The sequence below is a fragment of the Polaromonas sp. P1_F2 genome, from assembly GCF_056405735.1.
Map to the genome: position 1 here is coordinate 124056 of NZ_JBFUBN010000002.1, position 25404 is coordinate 149459.

10 protein-coding genes are annotated in these 25404 nt (G+C 64.7%); 4 read left to right on the forward strand and 6 right to left on the reverse strand.

Annotation, left to right across the window (positions count from 1 at the left end; genetic code table 11):
- Positions 1–43: 43 nt before the first annotated feature.
- The 3 genes from AC1D0O_RS04475 (at position 44) to AC1D0O_RS04485 (ending at position 16023) form a co-directional block, all read left to right on the forward strand.
- Positions 44–13789, forward strand: a complete 13746-nt coding sequence (locus tag AC1D0O_RS04475; RefSeq protein ID WP_477652349.1) for a Calx-beta domain-containing protein — start codon at positions 44–46, stop codon at positions 13787–13789.
- A gap of 44 nt (positions 13790–13833) precedes the next feature.
- Entirely contained in the window at positions 13834–15417 is a 1584-nt protein-coding gene (locus AC1D0O_RS04480; RefSeq protein WP_477652350.1) for a tetratricopeptide repeat protein, read from the forward strand.
- A 201-nt stretch (positions 15418–15618) separates the two neighbouring features.
- Positions 15619–16023: a hypothetical protein gene (locus tag AC1D0O_RS04485; RefSeq protein WP_477652351.1), complete on the forward strand. Its 405-nt coding sequence runs from the start codon at positions 15619–15621 to the stop codon at positions 16021–16023.
- Positions 16024–16069: 46 nt separating this feature from the next.
- Here the strand turns inward: AC1D0O_RS04485 and AC1D0O_RS04490 are convergent, their stop codons facing one another.
- The gene (locus tag AC1D0O_RS04490; protein ID WP_477652352.1) at positions 16070–16357 is read right to left on the reverse strand and encodes a hypothetical protein; all 288 of its coding nucleotides are present in this window, start codon (positions 16355–16357) and stop codon (positions 16070–16072) included.
- A gap of 483 nt (positions 16358–16840) precedes the next feature.
- On the opposite strand from AC1D0O_RS04490, the gene AC1D0O_RS04495 reads away from it, so the two are divergent.
- The gene (locus AC1D0O_RS04495) at positions 16841–19114 is read left to right on the forward strand and encodes a Nal1-like putative serine protease (RefSeq protein WP_477652353.1); all 2274 of its coding nucleotides are present in this window, start codon (positions 16841–16843) and stop codon (positions 19112–19114) included.
- A gap of 6 nt (positions 19115–19120) precedes the next feature.
- Here the strand turns inward: AC1D0O_RS04495 and AC1D0O_RS04500 are convergent, their stop codons facing one another.
- The 5 genes from AC1D0O_RS04500 to AC1D0O_RS04520 all read right to left on the reverse strand — a co-directional run bounded on the left by AC1D0O_RS04500 (position 19121) and on the right by AC1D0O_RS04520 (position 25399).
- Positions 19121–20254 (reverse strand): C45 family autoproteolytic acyltransferase/hydolase, encoded by a 1134-nt coding sequence (locus AC1D0O_RS04500; protein WP_477652354.1) that lies wholly within the window; start codon positions 20252–20254, stop codon positions 19121–19123.
- Between the two features lie 123 nt (positions 20255–20377).
- Positions 20378–21934, reverse strand: a complete 1557-nt coding sequence (locus AC1D0O_RS04505; RefSeq protein ID WP_477652355.1) for an ABC transporter substrate-binding protein — start codon at positions 21932–21934, stop codon at positions 20378–20380.
- Positions 21935–21951: 17 nt separating this feature from the next.
- Entirely contained in the window at positions 21952–23640 is a 1689-nt protein-coding gene (locus tag AC1D0O_RS04510) for an ABC transporter ATP-binding protein (protein ID WP_477652356.1), read from the reverse strand.
- Positions 23637–24458, reverse strand: a complete 822-nt coding sequence (locus AC1D0O_RS04515; RefSeq protein ID WP_477652357.1) for an ABC transporter permease — start codon at positions 24456–24458, stop codon at positions 23637–23639. Before AC1D0O_RS04515 ends, AC1D0O_RS04510 begins: the two co-directional genes overlap by 4 nt.
- Entirely contained in the window at positions 24455–25399 is a 945-nt protein-coding gene (locus tag AC1D0O_RS04520; protein WP_477652358.1) for an ABC transporter permease, read from the reverse strand. The genes AC1D0O_RS04515 and AC1D0O_RS04520 overlap by 4 nt, the downstream gene beginning before the upstream one ends.
- Positions 25400–25404 lie beyond the last annotated feature (5 nt).

Below are 25404 nucleotides of genomic sequence, written 5' to 3' on the forward strand. Positions count from 1 at the left end.
CAAATCAACTGCCGCCCCATCCCTCAATTTCAGGAGCCGCACCATGGCCATCACTTCTAAATATGTTTTATTGACGTCCCCCGGTTCGAATTTCATTGACTTCGCGCTCAGCTACGGAACACTGACGCTCGACGGCGAAGAGATCAAGTATCTGGGATCGTCCGCGGTTGACGCGGTTTTTGTGCACCCCGGCATGACCTTCGATTTCACCTCGGCAGGCGCCGGTGCCGACAAGATATACCTGGGTGGTAATTTTGCGGATTACGGCAAGTCAGCCAGCGGCTCGACGCTTACCTTGACGCGTACCGTCAGCGGGAAGACCGAAACGGTATCAGTGATTGGTGGAACCGGCCCGTCGAACGATACGCTGGTTTTTGCCGATGGTACGGTGACGTCCCTGGCCACCATCAATTTCGTCAAAGGGACGGCGTCGGCGCCGGTGCCTGGCGGTGAAACTTCGTTGGCTCCGAATTTTCCAACAACGCTCAATGCCACGGTGAAGGCCGTGGCCCTGGATGCCACCGGGGAAACTTTTGCCTTGGCGAGCCCGGGCATGAGTTTCAAGATTCTCGGCGGCAGCGGTGTTGATAGCGTCTATATCAAGTCCGGCACCACCGTTGATGCGTCAAGTTTGGGTGGAGGCAATGATCTGGTCTACTTCACCGGTAGCTGGGCCGACTACACCAAGTCCATTTCCGGCAGCACCATGGTTTTTACGCGAACCTTGGGCGGCGATACTGAAAGAGTCACTGTCGCAGCCGGCACAGGCGCTTCTAACGACAAGCTCGTTTTTTCCGACGGGGCAGCGTTTTCGAACAGCGTCAAGACTGCCTTTGCCGGCAATCCATCCGTTGCGCTATCCGCGATCAGTGGCTTTGACGGAGCGACGGTCACACCCGGAGCAACGCCCACCGTCACCACCCTTAACGTCAGCACCGCCCCCAACCTCAGCGGCCAGTCCGTCATCAGCGGCAAGGCCCTGGCCAATGCCAGCATCACCATCGCCATTGACCCTGACAACAACGTCGCCACCAGCAACAGTTTCACTTACGCCGTCACGGCCGACGCCAATGGCGACTACAGCCTGAACCTGGCCACCGCCACGCCCGCCAGCGGCACGCCCAGCTTTGTGGCCGGCACCGCCAGCGTCAGCGCCGTGCAGGTCGTATCCGGTTCTACCGGTCCCGCTACCGTCATTACCCTGCCCGTCAGCGCCACCACCAGCTACAGCGCCAGTATCGCCAGCGACCATGTCACCGAAGGCGGCGGTGCGGTTTTTACCGTCACGCGCTCAGGCGACACCAGCGGCGCCGGCACCGTGGCCTACACCACACAAAACGGCACCGCCACGGCCAGCAGCGATTACACGGCAGCCAGCGGAACCCTGAGCTTTGCAGCGGGCGAGACGACCAAGACGGTCTCGGTGGTGACACTCGATGACACAGCCGTCGAAAGCAATGAAACGCTGAGCCTGGTCTTGAGCAACCCCACGGGCGGCAACCTGGGAACCGCCAGCGCTACAGCCACCATCGTCGACAACGAGGGCGCGCTGTTCAGCATCGACGGTACCGCCACCGGCGTGAGCTTCAGTGAAGGGGTGGGAAGCTATACCTTCACGGTCCACCGTAGTGGGTTGACCACAGGGACTGACACCGTGGTCGTCAGCTCAGGCGGCGGTACGGCCACAGCGGGCGGGGACTACACCGCGGTGAACCAGACCTTGACGTTTGCCGCGGGCGAGACCAGCAAGACCGTGGCGGTGACGATCATCGACGACACCCAGGTCGAGGGCAATGAAACCTTCAACTTGCATCTGGGCAGCCCCTCGGCCGGCGCCCTGATCGATCCGGCCAACGCCAGTGTCACGGCCACCATCCAGGACAATGAAGTCGCCGTCATCAGCATCGACAACGCCGCGGCCGGCATGAGCTTCAGCGAAGGCGCGGGTACCGTCACCTTCAGCCTCACGCGCAGCGGCCTGACCAGCAACGCCGTCACCGTGGTGGTGCAAAGCGCCGGCGGCACGGCCAGTCCGGGAGGGGTGGACTACACCAGCGTCAACCAGACCGTCACTTTTGCGGCCGGCGAAACCGCCAAGACCGTGACGGTGGCCATTGCCGACGACACGCTGGCCGAGGGCAATGAGACCTTCCACCTGCAGCTGAGCAACCCCTCCGCCGGCGCAGTCATCGGCGCAGGCGCAAATACCATCATCGCCACCATTCAGGACAATGACGAATCGGTCTGGAGCGTGGCCAGCGCCGGCGATGTCAGCGAAAGCGCCGGTTCAATCAGCTACGTGGTGACCCGCACGGGTGCGACGAACACGGCCGAGACCATCGTGTTCACCACCGCAGGCGGCACCGCGGCCGCGGTCAGCGACTACACGGCCGTCAGCCAGACCCTGAGCTTTGCGGCAGGCGAGGCCAGCAAGACCGTCTCGGTAGCGCTGGTTGACGATGCGGTGGCCGAAAGCAATGAGACGGTGAGCGTAGCCATCAGCAATGCAAGCTCGGGCACGATCAACACCGCCACGGCCAGCGCCACGATTCTTGACGATGACCAATCGGTGTGGAACGTGGCCAGCAATGGCGACGTCAGCGAAGGCGCGGGCGCACTGAGCTACACGGTGACAAGAACCGGGGCGAGCAATGCCGCCGCCACGATCGTATTTACCACCGCGGGCGGCACGGCCACGGCGGTCAGCGACTACACGGCGGTCAACCAGACCCTGAGCTTTGCGGCGGGTGAGACCAGCAAGACCGTGACCGTGGCGCTGCGTGATGACACACTGCCCGAAGGCAATGAAACTGTGATGGCCGCCATCAGCAATGCAAGCTCGGGCGCGATCAACACCGCCACGGCCAGCGCCACGATTCTTGACGATGACCAACCGGTGTGGAACGTGGCCAGCAACGGCGATGTCAGCGAAGACGCGGGCTTCCTGACTTATACGGTGACAAGAACTGGTGCAAGCAGTGGGACAGCGACCATCCAGTTCGCCACCGCAGGCGGCACGGCCACAGCGGGAAGTGACTACACCGCCATCAACCAGACACTGAGTTTCGCGGCCGGCGAGACCAGTAAAACCGTCACCGTGGCTGTCACGGATGACGCGAACGCGGAAGGCAATGAGGCCGTGCTGGCCGCCATCAGCAACGCCAGCAGCGGCACGATCAATACCGCCACGGCCGCCGCCTTCATTCTGGACAACGACCAGTCAGTCTGGAGCGTCGGTGGGCCGGGTACCGTGAACGAAGGCGCGGGCTTTCTGGCCTACACGGTCACCCGCACGGGCGCGGCGGGCGTGGCTACCATTGAAGTTTCGACCGCCGGTGGAACGGCCACGGCAGGCAGCGATTACACGGCAGTGACCCAGACGCTGAGCTTTGCGGCCGGCGAGATGAGCAAGACGGTGACGGTGACCCTGACTGACGATGCAGTCGCCGAGCCCGATGAAACGGTCAACGTGTCGATCGGTAATGCAAGCAATGGCACCATCGACACGGCAACTGCCGGCGCCACCATCCTGGACAACGAGCAATCGGTCTGGAGCGTGGCAAGCAGCGGCAATGTGGATGAAGGCGCCGGCTTCATGACTTACACCGTCACCCGCACGGGCAGCAGCCAGGCGGCCAGCATTGGGTTCGCCACGGTCGGCTCCGGTGCGGGAAATGGCGGCCTCGCTGCCACGGTCGGCGTCGACTACTCCGTCGTCAACACGATACTGAACTTTGCGGCTGGCGAGATGAGCAAGACCGTCACCGTGGCGGTCATCGACGACCTGCTGGCCGAAGGCAACGAGTTGGCCGGTGTGGCCATCAGCAATGCAGGCAGCGGAACCATCGCCACGGCTTCGGCCAACGCGCTCATTCAAGACAACGACCAGTCCATCTGGAGCATAGGTGGGCCCGGCAGCGTGGATGAGGGCGCGGGCTTCCTGACCTACACGGTCACAAGAACCGGCGCCGCCGGCATGGCCACGATCCAGTTCGTCACGGGCGGCGGCACCAACGGAAACCCGGCGGCCGCCGTCACCGACTACACCGCCCTCAACCAGACCCTGACTTTTGCCGTGGGCGAGATGAGCAAGACCGTCACCGTGGCCTTGACCGACGACCTGCTTGCCGAAGAAAACGAACTGGTGGCCGCGTCCATCGTCAACGCCAGCACGGGAGACATCGTCGCGCCCCTGGCCGTCACGACCATCCTGGACAACGACCAGCCGGTCTGGAGTGTGGGCAGCCCGGGCGCCGTGGACGAAGGCGCCGGTTTCCTGGCCTTTACCGTCACCCGTACCGGCGGCGCGGGCGCGGCCACGGTCGAGTTTGCCACGACCGGTGGCACGGCCATTGCCGGCGCCGACTACACCGCCGTCAACCAGACGCTGAGCTTCGCTGCCGGCCAGATGAGCAAAACCGTCATGGTGGCGATCACCAACGACGCGCTCGCCGAAGTCAATGAAACGGTCAGCCTGACCCTGACCAACGCCGACACGGGAACCATTGCGACGGCCACGGCCAGCGCCATCTTGCTGGACAACGACCAATTGCTGTGGAGCGTGGCCGCTGCTGGCAACGGCCTCGAGTCTGTCGGCGCACTTAATTACAACGTGACGCGTACTGGTGCGACCAACACTGCCGCGACCATTGAGTTCGGGACCATCAGCCAGGGCGGCGCCAGCGCCCTGGCGGGCGTGGACTACACCACCGTCCACCAGACCCTGAGCTTTGCCGCGGGAGAGACCAGCAAGACCGTGACGGTTCCCGTCATCGATGACGCAACTCCTGAAACATTCCAATTCCTGTTTGCCAATATCACCAACGCCAGCACGGGCACCATCGTGACGGGATCGAGCGGGGCCGGCATTTTTTCCGATGATTTGATGGTGTGGAGTTTCAGCGGCGGTGCAAGCGCCGGAGAGGGGTCGGGCTTCGCTTCTTTCACGATCAACAGAACCACCTTCGCAAGCGCAGCAACCCTCGAATTCGCGACGGCCGGTGGTACGGCGATTGCGGGCATAGACTACACGCCAGTTCACCAGACCCTGACTTTTGCCGCCGGCGAGAAGGAAAAAACCGTCCTGGTTGCCATCCAGGACGATGCCATTGCCGATGGCAACAAAACCATTGGGGTGGTCATGGGCAACCTTAGCAAGGGCGACATCGGCAGCACCAGCGCGACTGCCACCATCCTCGACGACGACCAGTCGCAGTGGAGCGTGACGGGGGCCGGCGCAGAGGAATCCAATGGCTTTGCCGCTTTCACCGTCACGCGCGCCGGCGCCGGCGCTGCGGCGACGATTCATTTCGACACCGCCGGCACCGCCATGGCGGGCGCCGACTACACCGCCGTGAACCGGATTCTCAGCTTTGCCGCGGGTGAAATGAGCAAGACGGTCCTGGTGCCGCTCACCAACGACAGTACGGGTGAAATCGGTGAAACCGTTGTGGGATTCATCTCCAGCGCCAGCGCGGGCAATATCCAGACCGCTTCGGCCGCCGCCAGCCTGACTGCCAACGACCAGACACGTCCATTGTTCGCTCTCAGCATCACCTCGAATTTTGACGAGAACAGTTCGCAAGCCAGCTACGTTATTACCCGCAGCGGCGACCTGAGCGGTTCGCAGACCGTCGATTACCGGGTTACCGGGGGTACGGCCACGGCCGGCGCCGATTATGTGGCGCTCGTACCTGCCACCGTGACGTTCGCGCCTGGCGAGACGCGCAAGATCATTGGGATAACCCTGATGGACGATGCCTTGCTCGAAGGCAATGAAACCCTGATCCTGGGCCTGCAAAATGCTTCGGCTGGCGCCATCACCACTGCAACGGCGACAGTCACTTTGGGCGACAACGAAACCGTGGTGGGCGCTGGCAACATTGGCATCTCGATCAACCTCGACAACGTTTATGAGGGTGCGGGCACCGTGTCTTTCGTCGTTTCCCGGGGCGGCGATGTCGGTGCGGCAGCAACGGCTTACTTTCGCACCAACGGCGGCACGGCGGTGGCTGGTAGCGACTACACCACTATTGCCATCCAGACGCTCAGCTTTGCCGCGGGCGAGCGATACAAGATCGTGCTGGTGGACCTTGTCAACGACGCGGTCGCGGAATCGAGCGAAAACCTGGTCGGCCAGATCGCGCTGGATACCGGCTTTACCACGGGCGTCGCCACGGCCACCGTCACGCTCCTGGACGACGACACCGCGGCCGCCGGCACCAACAGCTATTCGATCGCGGCCGTGGGCAATGCCTATGAATCGACCGGCGTGGCGGGCTACACCATCACCCGATCCGGTGACCTGAGCATCGCCAGTACCAGCTACTTCCGCGCCAACAGCGGCACAGCCACGGACGTGGCCGACTACACGGCCGCGGCCGGGCAAACCTTGAGCTGGGGCGTGGGCGAAGTGACCAAGGTGGTCACCGTGGCCGTGGCCAACGACACGAGCGCCGAGGCCAGCGAGACCGTCATCGGCCAGAGTGCCAGCGACAGCGGCTTCACCACGGGCGTAACGGCGGCCACGCACACCATCCTGGACGACGACGCCCAGAGCATGGCGGCGGGTGTGGCCGACACGCTCACCACCGGGACGGCCAGCGGCAGCTACCTCGGCGGCACGCTGCTGAGCACCGGCGATATGGACGATGCCGTCAGCATTGGTGCGGCATCCACGGTCAACAGCGTGATCGACCTGGGCGCAGGCAACGACACCCTGAACACCGGCGGAACGCAGGCCAACTTCTTCGTCAACGGCGCGCAATACATCGGCGGATCGGGCGTCGACACCCTGGCGCTGGCGACAACGACGGCGTTCAACTTCAGCACGACGGCCAGTGGCGGCAATTTCGTCAAGGGCTTCGAGATCGTCAGCATGACGGGCACGGGCAACCAGAGCCTGAACCTGAGTTTGCAGGACGTACTGGAGTTCACCAGTGGCAACGCCGTGGCGGGCACGCTGCGCATCACCGGTAACGCGGGCGACATCTTGAATCTGCAGGCGCTGGGCAAGACGGTGAGCACGCTGGCTGCCGGCACGGGCAATCTCACCGACGTGGATGGCACGCTCTACGATGTCGTCACGTCCAGTGCGGGCAATGGGTTTACCAACGATGTGGTCATCGGCGGGCGTACCTACGACATCTACCAGTACCAGCATGGCGGCCAGACCCTCAAGCTGCTGGTCGACACTTTGATCACGACCACCATCACTGGCCAGCCGGCGACGCCCAGCGCGCCGGACATGACGATCGCGACCGACAGCGGCAGCTCCAGTGCCGACAACACCACCAACAACACCACACCGATCTTCACGGGCACGGCGACATCCGGCGCGACGGTGACGCTGTACGACACCGACGGCACCACGGTGCTGGGCAGCGGCGTGGCCACGGGCGGCACTTACTCCATCACCAGCAGCGTGCTCAGCCAGGGTGCGCACAGCATCACGGCCAAGGCGACGGATAGCGCCGGCAACACCAGCTTTGCCTCGGCCGCGCTGGCCGTCACCGTCGACACCGCGGCGCCCACGACCACCATTGCCACCGCCAATTTCGTGGCGGACATGGAGGCGCAAGCCATCACCGGCACGGCGAGCGCAAACCTCGTGGCCGGCGAGATCGTGGAGGTGTCCATCAACAACGGCGTGAGCTGGAGCACCGCCAGCACCACGGTGGGCTCGAACACGTGGTCCCTCGTCACCACCTTCACGGGCAACGACACGCTGAAGGTGCGCGTGAACGACACCGCGGGCAATGCGGGCGCCGTGTTCTCCCAGGCCTATAGCCTCTCGGGAACCACCTATAACGCCAGCATTGCCAGCGACCACGTCACCGAAGGCGGCAACATCGACTTCACCGTGACCCGCTCGGGCGACATCAGCAGCGCTGGAACGGTGGTCTACACCACTCTCAACGGCACGGCCATCGCCTCCGGCGACACCACCGCCGCCACGGGAACCCTGAGTTTTGCCGCGGGCGAGACCGTCAAGACTGTCACCGTCACGACGGTGGACGATGCCCTGACCGAGGGCAACGAAACGCTCAGCCTGGTGTTGAGCAGCCCCACCGGCGGCAACCTGGCCACCGCCAGCGCCGCCGCCACCATCGTGGACAACGAGGTCGCTATCTTCACGATCGATGGCGCCACCGGTACGACCATGACTGAAGGCGGGAGTAACCAGACCGTCACCATTCGCCGCAGCGGCCTGACCACCGGAACGGATACCGTGAGGGTGATTTCCGGCGGGGGAAGCGCCTCGAACCTGACCGATTACTTCTTCGTCGACTCAACGCTGACCTTCGCCCCCGGTGACACTAGCAAGACCGTCCAGGTCACTCCCAGGGTGGACGCACTGGCCGAGGATGACGTCAGCTTCGATGTGCAACTCACGACCGCGTCGGCCAGTGCCCGGATCGATCCCGTGAACGATCGCACGACCGTGACGATCAAGGACGACGACACGGCAGTGATCAGTTTCGACAACGCGGCGGCGGGCATCAGCGTCAGCGAACGCGCCGGCAACGCCACCTTCAACCTCACGCGCGGCGGCATGGTCAGTAATGCCGTGACCGTGGTGGTGCAGAGCGGCGGCGGCACCGCCACGCCGGGGATGGACTACACGACGGTCAACCAGACCGTCAGTTTCGCCGCCGGCGAGACCAGCAAGACCGTGACCGTGGCCATCAACAACGATGCGCTGGCCGAGGCCAACGAAACCTTCACCCTGCAACTGGCCAATCCGACGGGCGGGGCCATCATCGCTTCCAGCGCGAACACGATCACCGGCACGATCCTGGATAACGACCAGCCGGTGTGGAGTGTGGCGAGCAATGGTAACGCCAATGAAGGCGGGGGCATGCTGAGCTACACCGTGTCGCGAACAGGTGACAAGAGTGCGGCGACGATCCTGTTCTCCACCACCGGCGGCACGGCCACTGCGGGCGGCGATTACACGGCAGTCGCGGGCCAGACGCTGAGCTTTGCCCTGGGTGAAACCACCAAGACCGTCATGGTTGCCGTCACAGACGACGCCGCGCTCGAAACCAATGAAACGGTGGGTGCGCTCATTAGCAACGCCAGTGCGGGGGCGATTGCCACGGCCACCGCCAGCGCCAGCATCCTGGACAACGACCAGCCGGTGTGGAGCATCGTGAGCAACGGCAATGCAGGCGAAAACTCCCGGTTCATGGACTTCACGGTGACGAGAACGGGCTCCGCCAGCGCGGCGGCGACGATTCAGATGCTCCAATTCAACGGCACGACCGCGACGAATGGCGACATCGGCTCCATCAATGGAGTCACCTTGACCTTTGCGCCAGGCGAAACCAGCAAGGTTGTCGCGGGCAACCTGGCCTCGGACAGTCTCGTCGAAGGCGACGAAACGGTGAGCGTGCAGCTGACCAGTCCCAGCACGGGCACCATTTCCCCGACCGGCGCCGTTGCGAACGCCACCCTGGTGGACGCCCAGACGGGATCGTGGAGCGTGACCAGCAACGGCGACGCGGCCGAGGACTCGGGTTTCCTCACCTACACGGTCACGCGCTCCGCGAACAACATCTCGTCGGCCGCGACGATCCAGTTCGCGACCATGGGCGGTACCGCGACGGCGGGCAGTGACTACACGGCCGTGAACCAGACCCTCAGCTTTGCCGCCGGCGAGCTGAGCAAGACGGTGACCGTGGCGATCGCCGGCGATGCGCTGCTTGAAGCCGGCGAGACGGTCAATGTGCTGATCAGCAACGCCTCCAGTGGCTTTGTCAGCAAGGGCACGGCCAGCGCCACCATCGTGGACGGCGACCAGTCGAGCTGGAGCGTGGTGGGCAACGCTGGCACTGACGAGGGCGCCAGCGCGTTGACCTACACCGTGTCCCGGACCAACCCCACGGCTGCGGCCACGATCGTGTTCACCACCGGCGGCGGCACGGCCACGGCCGGAACCGACTACACGGCCGCCAGCCAGACCCTGACCTTTGCCGCCGGCGAGACAAGCAAGACCGTTGCGGTCGCGGTGAGCGAGGACGCGGCGGTCGAAGGCAACGAGACCGTGCTGGCCACGATCGGCAATGCCAGCAGCGGGGTCGTCGCCAACGGCGTCGCAAGCGCCACCATCCTGGACAACGACGCCTCGGTCTGGAGCCTTTCGGCAATCGACACGGCCGGTGAGAGGAGCAGCCAGGCCGTCACGTACGTGATCTCGCGAACCGGAGCCCTGGGCGCCGCCGTCGTCAGGCTGACCGGTGAAGGCGGCACGGCCGACAGCACCGACATCATCGCCTTCGACGCTTTCTACACTTTCGCTGTGGGGGAGGCCGTCAAGACCGTCAACCGCAATATCGTGGACGATGCGGTGCCCGAGCTGCATGAAACCAGCAGTATCTACCTCGCCCTCAACTCGGGCACAGGCAACCTCGGAGGCAGCCCGGAAGTCACCACCACCATCACGGATGACGACCAGATGGGCTGGAGTGTGGCCGGCGGCGGTGATGCGAGCGAGGGCGCGGGTGTGATCACCTACACGGTCACGCGGACCGGGCCGCTGGGCACCGCGGCAACGGTGCAATTCACCACCGGCGGCGGCACAGCCACGCCGGGCGGCGACTACACGGCCGGCAGCCAGACGCTGAGCTTCGCGGCCGGTGAGAGCATCAAGGTCGTGACGGTCGCGCTCAACAACGATGCGGCGCCCGAGGCCAACGAGACGGTGGGCGTGTTTCTGAGCAATGCCAGCGCGGGCGCCATCGCCCAGGCCACGGCGAGTGCCACTATCCTGGACAACGACCAGCCGGTATGGAGTGTGGCAAGCGTCGGGGCCGCGGGCGAGGGTGCGGGCGTGTTGGCCTACCTGGTGACGAGGACGGGAGACAGCAGCGCCGCCGCCACGATCCAGTTCGCGACCGCGGGCGGCACGGCCACGGCGGGCAGCGACTACACGGCCGCCAACCAGACCCTGACCTTCGCCGCCGGCGAGACGGCCAAGGTCGTGACGGTGGCGATCAGCAGCGACACGGCGGTCGAAGCCAATGAGACGGTGCTGGGTGTCATCAGCAACGCCAGCACGGGCACTCTGGCGACGGCCACGGCCGGAGCCACCATCCTGGACGACGACCAGTCGCTGTGGAGCATCGCCACCACCGGCATCGATCGCAGCGAAAACGGCTTCGCCGTGATTTACACGGTGACAAGAACGGGAAACAGCAGCACCGCGGCGACGCTCCTCGGTTTCACGGCAGGGGGGACCGCAACGGGCGGCAGTGATTTCACCAATTCCGCGGGTAGCATCACGTTCGCGGCAGGCGAGACCACGCAGATCGTCCGGGTGAACCTGATAAACGACGCCTTGACTGAAGGCGACGAGACCCTCGTCGCAAGCATCGCCAATGCCAGCACAGGCACCATTGTCACGGCGACGGCCAGCGTCACCCTCCTGGACGATGATTTGTCGGTATGGAAGGTCACCAGCGGCGGCGATGCCGGCGAAAGCGCTGGTGTGCTGACCTTCACGGTGAGCCGGTCCGGGCCTTACAGTACGGCGCAGACCATCCAGTTCGCGACCGTGGGCGGCACGGCCGTGGCAGGCGCCGATTACACGGCGGCCTACCAGACCTTGAGCTTTGCGGCCGGCGAGAACAGTAAAACCGTGACAATCGCCATCGGCGGCGACAGCCTGGCCGAAGGCAATGAAACCGTGGTGGCCTCCATCAGCGGCGCCAGCAACGGCGTCATCGGCACGGCCAGCATCACCGGCACGATCCTGGACGACGACCAGTCCTTGTGGAGCGTGGCCGCATCGGCCGCCAACGAAGCCAGCGGTTTTGCCGCCTTTACCGTCACGCGCACGGGATCCGGTGCGCAAGCCACGGTGGTGTTCAGCACCGCGGGTGGCGGCACGGCCGCGGCTGGAGCCGATTACAGCGCCGTGCTGCAGACCTTGAGCTTTGCTGCGGGCGAGATGAGCAAGACGGTGCTGGTGCCCGTGACCGACGATACCCTGGCCGAAACGGGCGAAACCATCACCGGCCTGATCTCCGATGCCAGCATCGGTGACATCGTCGCCGCCACGTCGTCCAGCACCCTGGCGTTGAACGATGGCACGCGCTCGGTGTTCAGCATTGCGGCCACCCTGGACGTCGTGAAGGAAAACGATACGTATGCCGGTTTCACCATCACCCGCAGTGGCGACCTGAGCACCTCGCAAACCGTGCAGTACTACGATGCCGGCGGCACCGCCACCAGTGCGGTCGAATACGGCGGGATCAGCGCCACGACCGTAACCTTCGCCGTGGGCGAGACCACCAAGACATTCACCACCAACCTGGCCGGCGATGCCCTGGTCGAGGGTAACGAGACCATCGTCATGGGTTTGCGCAATGCCTCGGCGGGCACCATCGTCACTCCCACTGCCACGGTGACGTTGACGGATCTGCAGACAACGGTGGCCACCAGCTACGGTATTAGCCAGACCAGCGACAACGTCTTCGAGAACACCGGCATGGCTGCCTACACCATCACCCGCAGCGGTGACATCACCGCGGCGACGACGAGCTACTTCCGCACCAACGGCGGAACGGCCACGGGCGGTGGCGTCGACTACACCGATGTGGCGTCGCAGACCCTGAGCTGGAGCGCGGGCGAGAAGACCAAAGTGGTGTTCGTGGCGCTGGTGGACGATGCGGCGGCCGAATCCACCGAAACGCTGATCGGCCAGATCGCCACCGACAGCGGCTTCACGACCGGGCTGGCCACGGCGAGCATCAACCTGCTGGACAACGACACCGCGCCGGCCCCCTATGCCTATGTGGTCACGGCCACCGGCGCGCCTCACGAGGCGGACGGCTTGATGGCCTTCACCGTCACCCGAAGCGGTGACATCACCGCGGCGACGACGAGCTACTTCCGCACCAACGGCGGCACGGCCACAGGCGGCGGAACCGACTACACGGACGTGAGCATCCAGACCCTGGACTGGGCTGCGGGCCAGGTCACCAAGGTGGTCACGGTGGCCCTGGCCCAGGACGCGCTGGCTGAAACCAATGAAACCATCGTGGGCGAGAGCGCCACCGACAGCGGTTTCAGCGCCGGCACATCGTCGGCGACCGGTACGCTGATCGACGACGACCTTCAAACGATGGCGGCAGGCGTGGCCGACACCCTGGTCACCGGCACGGCCAGCGGCAGCTACCTGGGTGGATTGATCCTGGACACCGGCGACATGAACGATCTGGTGACCATCGGAACGGCCTCCAACGTCAACAGCGTCATCAACCTGGGGGCCGGCAACGACACCCTGAACTCCGGCACGACACAAGCCAACTTCTTCGTCGCCGGCGCGCAATACCTGGGCGGCGCGGGCGTGGATACCCTGGTGCTGGATACCACAACGGCATTCAACTTCAGGGGCGCGGCCAGTCCCGGCAATTTCGTCAAAGGCTTTGAGATCGTCAGCATGGCGGCCGCCGGCAACCAGACGCTGAACCTGAGCCTGGGCGACGTGCTGGAGTTCACCAGCGGCAACTCGGTGGCGGATACCCTGCGCATCACGGGCACGGCAGGCGACGTCTTGAACCTGGGCGCCTTGGGCAAAACACTGACCACGCAGTCCGCGGGCACGAACAACCTGACCGACGTGGACGGAACGGTTTACAGCGTCGTGGCTTCAGCGGCCGGTAATGCATCGGCCAACGACGTGGCGATCGGTGGCCAGACCTATGACGTATACCGGTACCAGCATGATGGACACACCATCAATCTGCTGATCAATGTCTTGCTGACCACCAGTGTGGTTTGAGCCGGCTGTGCGCAACAGTTCGCTTGCCAGCACGGTGAATTGACATGAACCAAGCCTCTATTTCTTCCATGACGCCCGAGGCGGCGATGCGCGCCGCAAATCTAGCCTATGCCAATCAGCGCTGGGCCGACTGCGAACGCCTGGTGCAACAGGTGCTGGAGGTGAAGCCGGAGTCGGTGCAAGCCTGGCGGCTGGTGGGCGCGCTGGCTTTTCGCGGCGTCCGGCCGGCGCAGGCCCAGGCGGCGTTCGAAAAGGTCCTGGCGCTGGCAAAGGCGTCCGGCGGCGAAGGCGATGCGGACGACTGGTTCAACCTGGGCTCGGCGCTCGACCAGCCGCAACAGCCCGCCCTGGCGGCCCGCGCCGAAGAGGCGTACCGCAAGGCTCTGGTACTGGGGCCGGCGGACAAGGAGGCCGTGCTGCGCCAGCTGGCCGGCATGCTGCGCGCGCAGTACCGCTTTGACGAGGCGCGTAGGCTGTGGCAGCCCGAGCTTGACGTCGCGCTGGCCACTGGCGACCGCGCGGCCCAGGCGCGGGCCTATACCGCGCTGGGCGTGGTGGCGCTGGAAGCGTCGCGCTGGCCCGCGGCCAGGCCCCTGGTGGAGGCCGCCTGCGAGGCGGACCCGGCATATGCCGAGTCGCAGTTCAGCCGCGCGCTGGGCCTGCTGGCCGGGGGTGACTTCGAGGCCGGCTGGCCGGCGCATGAATGGCGCTGGAAGGTTTCGCAAGCCCAGGGTTGCTGGCGCGACTACGGCACGGCTTGGGCGGGGGACGCGCTGGGCGAGCGGATTTTGCTGGTCTGGGCCGAGCAGGGTTTGGGTGACGCGATGCAGTTCGCGCGCTTTTTGCCGCAGTTGCGGGCCGCGCATCCCGAGGCGGGTTTGCTGCTGGTCTGCCGCCGGGCCCTGCATCCGGTGCTGGCCGGCATGGCCGCGCGTGAGCGCATCACGCTGATGCCGGCGGAAGAAGCCTTGCCGGGCCGCGTGCAGGGCCACGACCTGCATGTGCCCTTGCTGAGCCTGCCGCTGCACCTGGGTTGCAGGATAGAAAACCTGCCGCCGCCTGCCTCGCTGGCCGCAAGCCAGGAGCGCGTCGAAATCTGGCATGAACGCATGACCCGCTTTTGTTATGCGCCCATGCCGCGTTCCATCAAGGGGGTGACACGGGGCCGCGCGGTACGGCAGCTGGGCCTGGTCTGGAGCGGCTCCAATGCGCAGGCCATGGCGCAACGCCGCAACATATGCCTGGCCGACCTGGAGCCCTTGCTGTCGGTGCGCGGTGTGCAGTGGCACAGCCTGCAGCTGGGCCCGGCGGCGGCTGAAATCGCCACCTCGGCCTGGCAGGGCTGCATCGTCGACTGGAGCCACCACCTGGCGGATTTTGGCGACACGGCGGGCCTGATGAGTTGCCTTGACGGTGTGGTGAGTGTGGACACGGCCTGTGTGCACCTGGCGGCCAGCATGGGCCGCCCGACCTGGATGCTGTCGCGCTTTGACGCCTGCTGGCGATGGATGGCGCCGCGCGAGGACAGCCCCTGGTATCCGAGCCTGAAGATCTTCAACCAGGAGACCCCGGGCGAATGGTCACCGGTGGTCCGGGCCCTGGGCGCCAATTTGAGCGTGGCTGCTTGAAAGGGCGCGCGTGAGGGAGGCGAGCGAAGCCTTGGTGCAAAAAATCCCGGAGCGTGCGCTCGCTCGATGTACGGGTTTTTACGAACACTGGGAAATTCCGCGCAAACCTTCAAGGCCGAACTGTTGCACGCCACGTTTCGCTACGGCCTGCCCCTTTCAAAGCGCGGCTGGGCTTGATCCGAAAAGTGAAGGAGAACTTCCATGTACAAAATCGATGGTGAAGACCGCTGGATTCTTTTTGTCGTTGGCGTTGCATCCGCGGCCTTGCTGGCCTGCAAGTTTTCCGGCTATTTCCGGCTGAGCCGGGATGTGGCGGGGGTGGTGTTCTCCTGGATAGCCGTGCTGGCGGTGCTCACCCGTCTTTGCTCGACACTGAAAGGCGATTTCCCGCGACTGCGGCCAAGAAAAATCTGGCCCGTCCTGTTGGCGCTGCTCTGGATGTGCTGGTGGCCGGCTCTGGACTTCTGGGCGGGCCAAAGCATGGTGCCATCGCCTGGCCATGCGCCGGTAATACCTTGGTGGGCGACCGGATATACCAAGTGGGGAGGGCTGGCGGGCATTGTGACCTTCGGCTATCTGGCCAGGAAAACACTGGTCCGCCTTTGATGCATCCCGTGGTGTTCGAGGGGCCGACGTGGCTGTGGGCCGTGGCCTATTTTTTGAAAAACATTTCGTCGAACCTTCTTTTATGCAGGGTTCGCTGTTCCTGCTGCCAGCGCAGGCGGAATTTTTCCGCCTGGATTTCAAACTCGGCCGCGCGCAGTCGGTGTGACCTGGCGAGGCTGTTCAGCTTGATGTAGCAGGCCTGCCAGTAGGTGGCTTGCCCGGCTTCGGATTTGCATTGTCTCTTCATGAGCCGCCAGCCGACGATGGCGATGACCGCGTACAGCGCGAGCGGCAGATAAATCGACAATCCATTTCCTGCGTTGATGGCTTCCATGTTATTCACCCCATGATGTTTTCCCCGGCGTCGCGGCTGTCCTGCGGCGACGGGGTTTGACTTCCGCCTGCTTGTGTATCGAACTCCACGTGGATCGCGACAATGCCCGGGTCCACACGGTCTGGAGACTGGGCAAGGGGCTTGTGGCGCTGCGGGTTGTGCCCTGAATGTCGCGCGTACAGCCCTGGTTTTCTGTAGCTTTGATGATCTCGCAATGTCGCCAGAAAGACATTGTTTGCTCATGCTTTTTTTGCATCGCTTGCTGTGTTGCCTGCATTGCGCCAATCCAGCGCGTGCCACCGAGGCAGCCCGCCGCGGACACATCCACGTCATAAAACCCGGTGAAGCTGGTTCCTCCTCCTATTGGAGGATTGATCAGGCCGATTTGGCTGCGCACAATGCCTGCAGGCCTGACGCACCCGCGCATTCGCGCGCACAAACGGGGGAGCTGCCTCGGAAGCTTCACCACACGGAGGACATTCCATGGACATCCTGAGCAGCCAGAACAACTACGCGAGCCTTTCCGTGCGCGATCTGCTGGACGCGCGCAACCAGTTCCATGTGCACATGCTCAACAAGCGCAACGTCGTGGGCACGGCGGTGGGCTTGTACCTGATACGGCACAGCGATCCCTGGCCGGACGCGAAGAACCCGCTCAAAAAATCCACGGCGAAGAAAAAAGTGGAGCGCACCTTCGCCAACTCCGAGGTTCGCCCCTACTCCTGGCCCTGCATCCTGGTGATGGTCGATGAGTGGGTGGAGGAAAAAGCCTTCGCCACCAGCAAGCTCCATCCGCAGGACATGGTGCCCAAGATCCTGTACTTGCCCGACGGCCGCGTGGTGCCGGTCTGCGTCGTCAAGGTCGAACCGCAGGCGCCGGGGCGCAAGCAGCTGCCCTCGTGGATCTGGCCGGAGGCGGCCATAGGCGGGGGCTTTCCGCTGCTGATCCGCAACCAGGGCCTGCTGCGCACGGCCAGCGCCGGTTGCCTGGTCAGCGACGGCCACACGATTTTTGCGCTGACCAACCGCCATGTCTGCGGCGAGCCAGGCGAACCCGTCCATGCGCGCCTGCGCGGCGAGGAGGTCGAGGTCGGCCATGCCTCCGAACGCCAGCTGACGCGTTTGCCCTTCACCGAGGTTTATCCGTCGTTTGCCGGCAAGCAGACCTACCTGAACCTGGACGTCGGCCTGGTCGAGGTCGACGACGCCAGGGACTGGACCAGCAGCGTCTACGGCTTGGGCGACGTCGGCGCGCTGGCGGATCTCAACGAGCAGAACCTGGGTTTGCAGCTGATAGACCACCCGGTGTCGGCCTTTGGCGCGGCCTCGGGCCACCTCGACGGGCGCATCAAGGCGCTGTTCTACCGCTACAAATCGGTGGGCGGCTATGACTATGTGGCCGATCTGCTGATTGCGCCGCAGGATGCCACTCACCAGACACAGCCGGGCGATTCGGGGACGGTCTGGCACCTCAAAGTCGAGGCGGGCAAAGACGGCAAGGCGGAAAACGGCAAGCCCACTTACCGTCCGCTCGCCGTGGAATGGGGCGCACAGACCTTCAGCGTCGACGGCGGCGCCTACAACTTCGCGCTGGCGACCAACCTCAGCAATGTCTGCAAGCTGCTGGACGTGGAACTGGTGTCGGCCCACAACACGGCGGCGCAGCCTTACTGGGGCGCGACCGGCCACTACAGCATAGGCAACGTCGCGGTCGGCCAGGTCAAGGACAAAAAGCTCGCCAAGCTGCTGGCGGCCAACGCGTTGCGCATCAGTTTTGACCGCGCCGACATCGCGCCCGGCAAGATCAACGAGGCACTGAAAGACACGACGGGCTTTATCGCCCTGGCGGACGTGCCCGACGTCATCTGGAAAAAACAGCCCGGCAAGGTCAAGGGCGGACGCGACACCGGCTTTAACAGCGGACCGGAACACCCGACGCACTATGCCGACATCGACGTGCCCGGTCCCGGCGACGGGCCCAGCCTTCGGGAGCTGTGCATGCAGGACAGCGACCGGGTGGCGGTCGAATACTGGCAGGGCTTTTACGACAGCGTGGGCTCCACCGCCTCCAAGTCGCGCGGCTGCCTGCCTTTCCGCGTCTGGCAGTTCTACGACGCCATGGTCGCTTATGTCGAAAAAAAGGACTACGCGAGTTATGTGGCCGCGGCGGGGCTGCTGGCGCACTATGTGGGCGACGCCTGCCAGCCTCTGCACGGCTCCTTCCTGGCCGACGGCTACCAGGACCAGGTCACGGAAGGTGTCACCAACACCGGCAAGCCCAAAAAGGAATGGCCCGCCAAGGGCGTGCATTCGGTCTATGAGACCAAGATGATTGACGCCAAGGCGGAAGAATTGTTCGAAGCCATCGACAAGGTGCTGGCCAAGCCGGCCGCCAAGCTGGCGAAGATCGACGAAGGCCGCAAGGCCGCGATCGCCACCGTCAAGCTCATGGACGACGTCGCCAGGCTGATCGCGCCTGCGGAGATCTGCGACGCCTACGTCGAACTCGGCGAGGGTGCCTCGCGCGCGGTGATAGACGGCCTGTGGGAGCAGTTCGGCAGCAACACCGCCAAGGTCATGGCCCTGGGCATACGCAACCTGGCCCATATCTGGGAGAGCGCCTGGATCGCGGGCGGCGGTGAAAGCGCCAAGAGCTCGGAGATGGTGGAATTCTCCGAAGCCGACATCCGCAAGCGCTACGTCAACCCCAAGTTTGTTCCTTCGCTGGACCTGGACGGCCTGGCCGCGGTACTTTAATCAGCCTCAGGCGGCCGAAAGCCGCGGTTCCTGTGTCAGGCTGTAGCAGGTGAACACGCGATTCAGCGCCGGCAGGGGCGCGACTTCCATCTCGCCGGCGGCCGGTTCCATGATGACCATGGCCACCGTGGCCGAGAGATTGTCGTGGCTTCCCAGGCGCGGCGGCCTGCAGACGGAGTAGGGCAGGCCGAAGTCATCGAAAAAAGCGTTCTTCAAATCCTGGCGGCTGAGCTTGTCCTGCGCGTTCAACAGCTTGCGCACGCGCCAGTCGCGGTAATGGCTGTCGGGCGACTGGGAAATGCCCAGGTCCACCAGCTTGCTGAGCGCGACCGGGCTCATCCAGTGGTTGGCGTGCACGATCAGGTTGTCGGCGCCGGGGTAGATTGGAAACGATTCATTCGTCGTGCATTCGAAGTCGATGCCGAAACCCTGGGCCATGCCCAACATGATGTTGTTGGAGCAGGACTTGGGCGTGGCCGCGACGGCCTTCATGGCCAGCGAAAAAATCTCCTGCTCCAGCACCTTGCGGCGTATCAGCGATAGCGGCACGCCCAGCTGCTTGAAGTCCCGGTCCGACTCCAGGTAGTTGGCGGTGATGGACACGCCCGCGCTGTTAAAGCCGCTGCGGGCCAGTCCGCCGGCCTCGACAAAGGTCAAGAAGTCGGGGCCGTTGTCATTGCGCACGCGCAGCACGACGGAGGTCTCGACGCACTCGGCACGCCAGTCCCAGTTCTGCCCGTGCAGCAGCTTGCCGTTGGCGGATCGTTCCGGCAGTATCAGCGCACCCGTGCAGCCGTCGCCCGGTTCCTGGTCGGCTGCCTTGACCTTTTCGGCACGCGCTTTCGCCAGCACCTCGGTGCGGGCGTTGATCATCACGATGTCCTGGAAGTCCACGCCCGCACCCTCGGCGATGCCGCGCATCTCGTCGATGTAGTGGGGCGCGAAGTCGCCGATTTCCTTGGCGAAGAAGTCGATCAGCCGCGCGCGGGCCTGCTCGCTGTAGCCCAGGTTGACCAGGGTCTGGCCGTAGAGGCGCGCGCTGCCGCGCACCCGGCCTGCGGCCTGGCGGCCGTACTGCAGGCCGCGCTCATGCGGGCTGCCGGAAACCGAAATAAAGGGGAATTGCTCGATGTTTGCCATGCTGTGCTGCCAGAAGAGGTTTCAGGAAGAGAGAGATAGATAAGGGCCGCCGCCAGGCGTACCTGTCCGGCCTTGTGCGCGGGCCTGCGCATCAAGGCGAGTGAAAACTGAAACTGGAACGGTTTATTTAGCGGCCAGCTTGGTATTCCAGAGCAGCGGCTTGCCTTCCCATACCGTGAAGCCGGACACGCGCTTGCGCACGGCCCAGGAGTCGGTCACGTTGTAGAGGATGACCAGCGGCGTCTTGGCGATCATCATCGCGTGCAGCTGGTCGAACAGCGCCTGGCGCTTCTTCGGGTCGGCTTCGGTGAAGCTCTGGTCGATCAGCTTTTGCGCGGCCGGGTCGTCCCAGACCTTGCGTGGCTGCTTGGCCTTGGGGCCCGAGAACTGCTCATAGCTCAGGGCCGGGTCCAGGCGAGAGGAATAGGTGAAGGAGCTCAGCTGGTAGTTGCCGCTGTTGTAGCGATCCAGCTGGGTCGCCCATTCCAGCACCTCGATCTGCGCGTTGATGCCCACGGCCTGCATCATGGCCTGGCTCATCACCGCAACCGAGAAGCTGGGTACGTGGGCGCGCTTGTTGGCCTGGATCACGATGGGCTGTCCCTTGTAGCCGGCTTCCTTCAGCAGCTGTTTGGCCTTGGCCGGGTCGTGGCGGTAGCCTTTTTTCTGGGCCGCCGTGTAGAAGGCCGAGGTGTCCTGAATGGCCGAGTTGTTGACGCGGGCCAGGCCTTCGGACGCGGCCGCGACGAGCTGGTTCATGTCCAGCGAGAGCGCGATGGCCTGGCGGATGCGCTCGTCCTTGAGCAGCGGGTCGTTGGTCTGCATCAGCAGCGTGTTCTTGCCGGCGTCGACGGCGGCGACCACGTTGAGGTTTTTATTCGCCTTGAGTTCCTGCACGTCGGAAGAGGTGATCTGGCCGGCGTCGATGGCGCCCGACTGCAGGCCGGCCTTGGAGGTCGACATGTCGGGCACGGTCAGGAACTTGACCTGCTCGACCAGCGGTTTCTTGAGACCGAGATAGCCGTCGGGCTTGGTTCCGGGGGGCGACTGGTAGTCGGCGAAGGCGCTCAGGGTCACGTATTCGCCGCGCTTCCATTCCTCGAACTTGAAGGGGCCGGTGCCTATCGGCTTGTCCCAGCTGCCGTCTTCTTTGACGGATTTTTTGTTCAGGATGGCCGTCATCCCGCAGTCGGTGCGCGCCAGGTTGTCGAGAAAGACGGCCGAGGGTTTGTCCAGCTGCATGACCACCGTCTGCGCATCGGGCGCGGTGACGGAAGTGACCTTGACGCCGGAGCGGCCGTCAAATTCGCTGAGGCAGCGCCAGTCGGTCTTGGGGTCGGTGTAGCGCTTCCAGTTCCACAGCACATCGGCCGAGGTCATGGGCTCGCCGTTGTGGAATTTCACGTTGGTGCGCAGCTTGAAGATATAGGTCATGCCGTCGGGGCTGGTGACGATGGAGCGCGCCAGCAACGGCCCGATCGTGCCGTTCTCGTGGTAGGCCACCAGGCCTTCGACGATGTTGAGCACCACGCCGTCGGTGGTGTTGTCGCGGTTCACGCCCGGGTTGGTCGAGCGGATGTCGGCCGGCTGCGCGACCACCATTTGAGCCGTCTGGGCCTGGGCCGCGGTGCAAGCCGCCAGCACGGCGGCGCTCAGGAATTTCAATCGCATCGAAAGCATGGGAAGCTCCTTAAAAATCAGGCCGGAAGAGGGTGTATGGGAGGTATGGGGTTCATGGCGCCCGCCGTTGCATCGGCTTCGTCAAAACGCCACTTGAGCTGCATGCCGCCCTGGCCGGTGGGCGTCAGCGCGGGAATCGCCGACAGCAGCTTGCGTGTGTAAGCGTGCTGCGGGTTATCGAAGACCTCGTCGCGGCTGCCTTGCTCGATGATCCGGCCGGCCTGCATCACGATCACGCGGTCCGCCACCTGCTCGACCACGCCGAGGTCGTGGCTGATAAAGAGGCAGGCAAAGCCGTGGCGCTCCTGCAGCTCGGCCAGCAGCGCCAGCACCTGGGCGCGCACGGTGACGTCAAGCGCCGACACCGGCTCGTCGGCGATCACAAAAGCCGGCTCGCGTATCAGCGCGCGGGCAATCGCCACGCGCTGGCGCTGCCCGCCCGAGAGTTCATGCGCATAACGCTGCGCGTGCTGGGGCTGCAACCCGACTTCGTCCAGCATCTTCGCCACGCGCGACTGCCGCTCGGCCGAAGTCAGGCCGGGCACCAGCCGCAGGCCTTCGCCGACCAGCTGGCCAATGCTCATGCGCGGGTTCAGCGAGGAATACGGGTCCTGGAACACCATTTGGCAATTGAGCCGGTAATCCAGCCAACCCGCATCGCTGCGGGCGATCGAACGGCCGCGGAAACGGATGTCGCCTTCGGTGGGCTTGATCAGGCCGGCAATCGCGCGGCCTAGCGTGGTTTTGCCGGACCCGGATCCACCCACCACCGCGACGATTTCACGCGGCCGCACCACCAGGTCTATGCCGTGCAGCACGCGCTTGGCCGCGGATTTGGCAAAGAGACGGCGCTTGCCGGGGTAGTCGAAGACGAGGTTGCGCACTTCGATCACGGGCTGCTCGTCGGCAATCGTGCGCGCGGCCTGCCGGCGCGGGATAGCCTCCAGCAGCTTGCGGGTGTAATCCTGCTGCGGGCCGGCCAGCAGGGTGGCCGTGTCGCCGGCTTCAACGACTTCGCCCTGCTGCATGACGATCATGCGCTGGGTGTAGCGCGCGACCATGGGCAGGTCGTGGCTGATCAGCAGCACGGCGGTGTTGTGTTCGCGTGTCAGGCCGACCATGAGCTCCAGCACGTCGCGCTGCACCAGCGCATCCAGGGCAGTGGTGGGCTCGTCGGCGATCAGCAGCGCGGGCTCCAGCAGCATGACCGAGGCCAGCATCATGCGCTGGCGCATGCCGCCCGAAAACTCATGCGGCCAGGCGGCCAGCGCGGCCTGCGGGTCGGTGATGCCGACGCGCGCGAGCATGGCCAGCGCTTTTTCGCGGCGCGCGGCCGGTGAAAGTTCGGGCCGGTGCAGGGCCAGGCCTTCGTCGAGCTGCCGGCCAATCGTCATCGACGGGTTCAACGAGGTCATGGGCTCCTGGAACACCATGCCGATGCGCGCGCCGCGCAGCTTGCGCAAACGCGCGTCGCCGGCCGCCGCCATGTCCTCGCCTTCAAACAAAATGCGGCCCGCGCTGCGCACCAGCGGCGGCGGCGTGAGGCCCATGATGGCGCGTGCCGCCTGGGTCTTTCCGCTGCCCGATTCGCCGACGATGCCGACGATTTCGCCGGGCGCGACGGTGAAGGACACATTGCGCACGATTTCACGGCCGCCCTTGCCGATGGAAAGGCTCAGGCCGGAGACATCGACCAGATGTGTCATTCGATGCCCCTCATGCGCGGATCCAGCAGGTCGCGCACCGCGTCGCCCAGGAAGTTGATGCCCAGCAGCGTGAGCGCGATGCACAGGCCCGGGAAGATGGAAAGATAAGTCGCCTGCGCCATGAAGGGCCGGGCCGCGGCCAGCATATTGCCCCAGGTCGGCGCGGGCGGCGGAACGCCCAGGCCAAGGAAGGACAGCGAGCTTTCCGCCAGGATCACCCAGCCGAACATCGAGGTCGCCAGCACCGTGAGCGGCGCCACGCAGTTGGGCAGCACGTGGCGGAACATGGTGTAGAGCTCCGAGTTGCCGAGCACGCGCGAAGATTCGATGAACTCCTTTTCGCGCAACGACATTACCGTGCCGCGCACGATGCGCGTGACGGAGGGCGTGTAAGCCAGGCCCAGCGCCAGGATGATGCCGTACTTGTTGGCGCCGAAGACGGCCAGAAGCGCCAGCGCCAGCAGCAGGCCGGGGAAGGCCAGCAAGGCATTGATGAAGGCCATGATGATGCGGTCGGTCCAGCCGCGCACAAAACCCGTCAGCACGCCGATCGCTGTGCCTGCGGTGATGGAGAGCAGCACCGTGAGGAAGCTGATCCACACGCTGTTGGAGGCGCCGGCCATCAGGCGCGAAAGCTCGTCGCGGCCGAACTCGTCGGTGCCCAGCCAGTAGGTCGCGCTGGGCGGCTTCAGGCGCGCCAGGAAGTTGATCTTGAGCGGCTCGTGCGGCGTCCAGAAAAAAGCCAGCACGGCCGCCGCGAGGATCAGGCCCACGATGAAGAGGCCTATCAGGGCCTGCGGGGTGAGAAACTTTTTCATTCCGCGAGCACCCTGGGGTCGAAGATCGGATAGCAGAGGTCGATCACCAGGTTGGTGACCACGTAGATCACGGCGACCAGCAGCAGGCAGCCCTGGATCACCGGGTAGTCGCGTGCGAAGATCGCATCGACCAGCAGGCGGCCCAGGCCGGGAATCGTGAACACGGTCTCGACCACGGCCACGCCGCCCAGCAGGTTGCCCAGCACCAGGCCTATCAGCGTCCAGGTCGGGCCGAAGGAGTTGCGGAATGCGTGGTGTATCAACACTGCACGCTCCGACAGGCCCTTGGCGCGCGCATGGGTGATGTAGTCCAGCCGCAGCACTTCCAGCGTGCTGGCCCTGGCCATGCGGATCAGCACGCCGATCTCATGCAGGAACAGCGTGAGGATCGGCATCAGCAGATACAGCAGGCCGGACTTCCAGTCGCTCATGATGGAGACATAACCGACCACCGGCAGCCACTCAAGCTTCAGGCCGAAGAACAGCAGCAGCAACAGGCCCAGCCAGAAGGTGGGGACGGACACCAGCAGCGTGGCCGTGCCGACCAGCATCAGGTCGGGCAGGCGGTTTTGTTTCCAGGCGGCGATCATGCCGGCGGGCACCGCGACCAGGGTGGCAAAAAGCACCGCGACCAGCACGATCTGCGCGCTGACCAGGAAGCGGCCCAGCACCAGCTGCAGCACCGGCTCGCCGGTGTTGATGGAAACACCGAGGTCGCCGCCCAGCACGTGGCGGCCCCAGATGCCGAACTGCACCGGCCAGCTTTTATCGAGGCCGAGCTGGGCGCGCAGGTCGGCCAGGCGCACCGGGTCCGCGAGGTCGCCGAGCAGCAGCTGGGCCGGGTCGCCGGGGATCAGCCGTATCAGCACAAACACCGCGACCGCCACGATCAGCAGGGTCGGTATCGCCATCATCAGGCGGGCCAGCGCGAAACGTAGCATGGTCG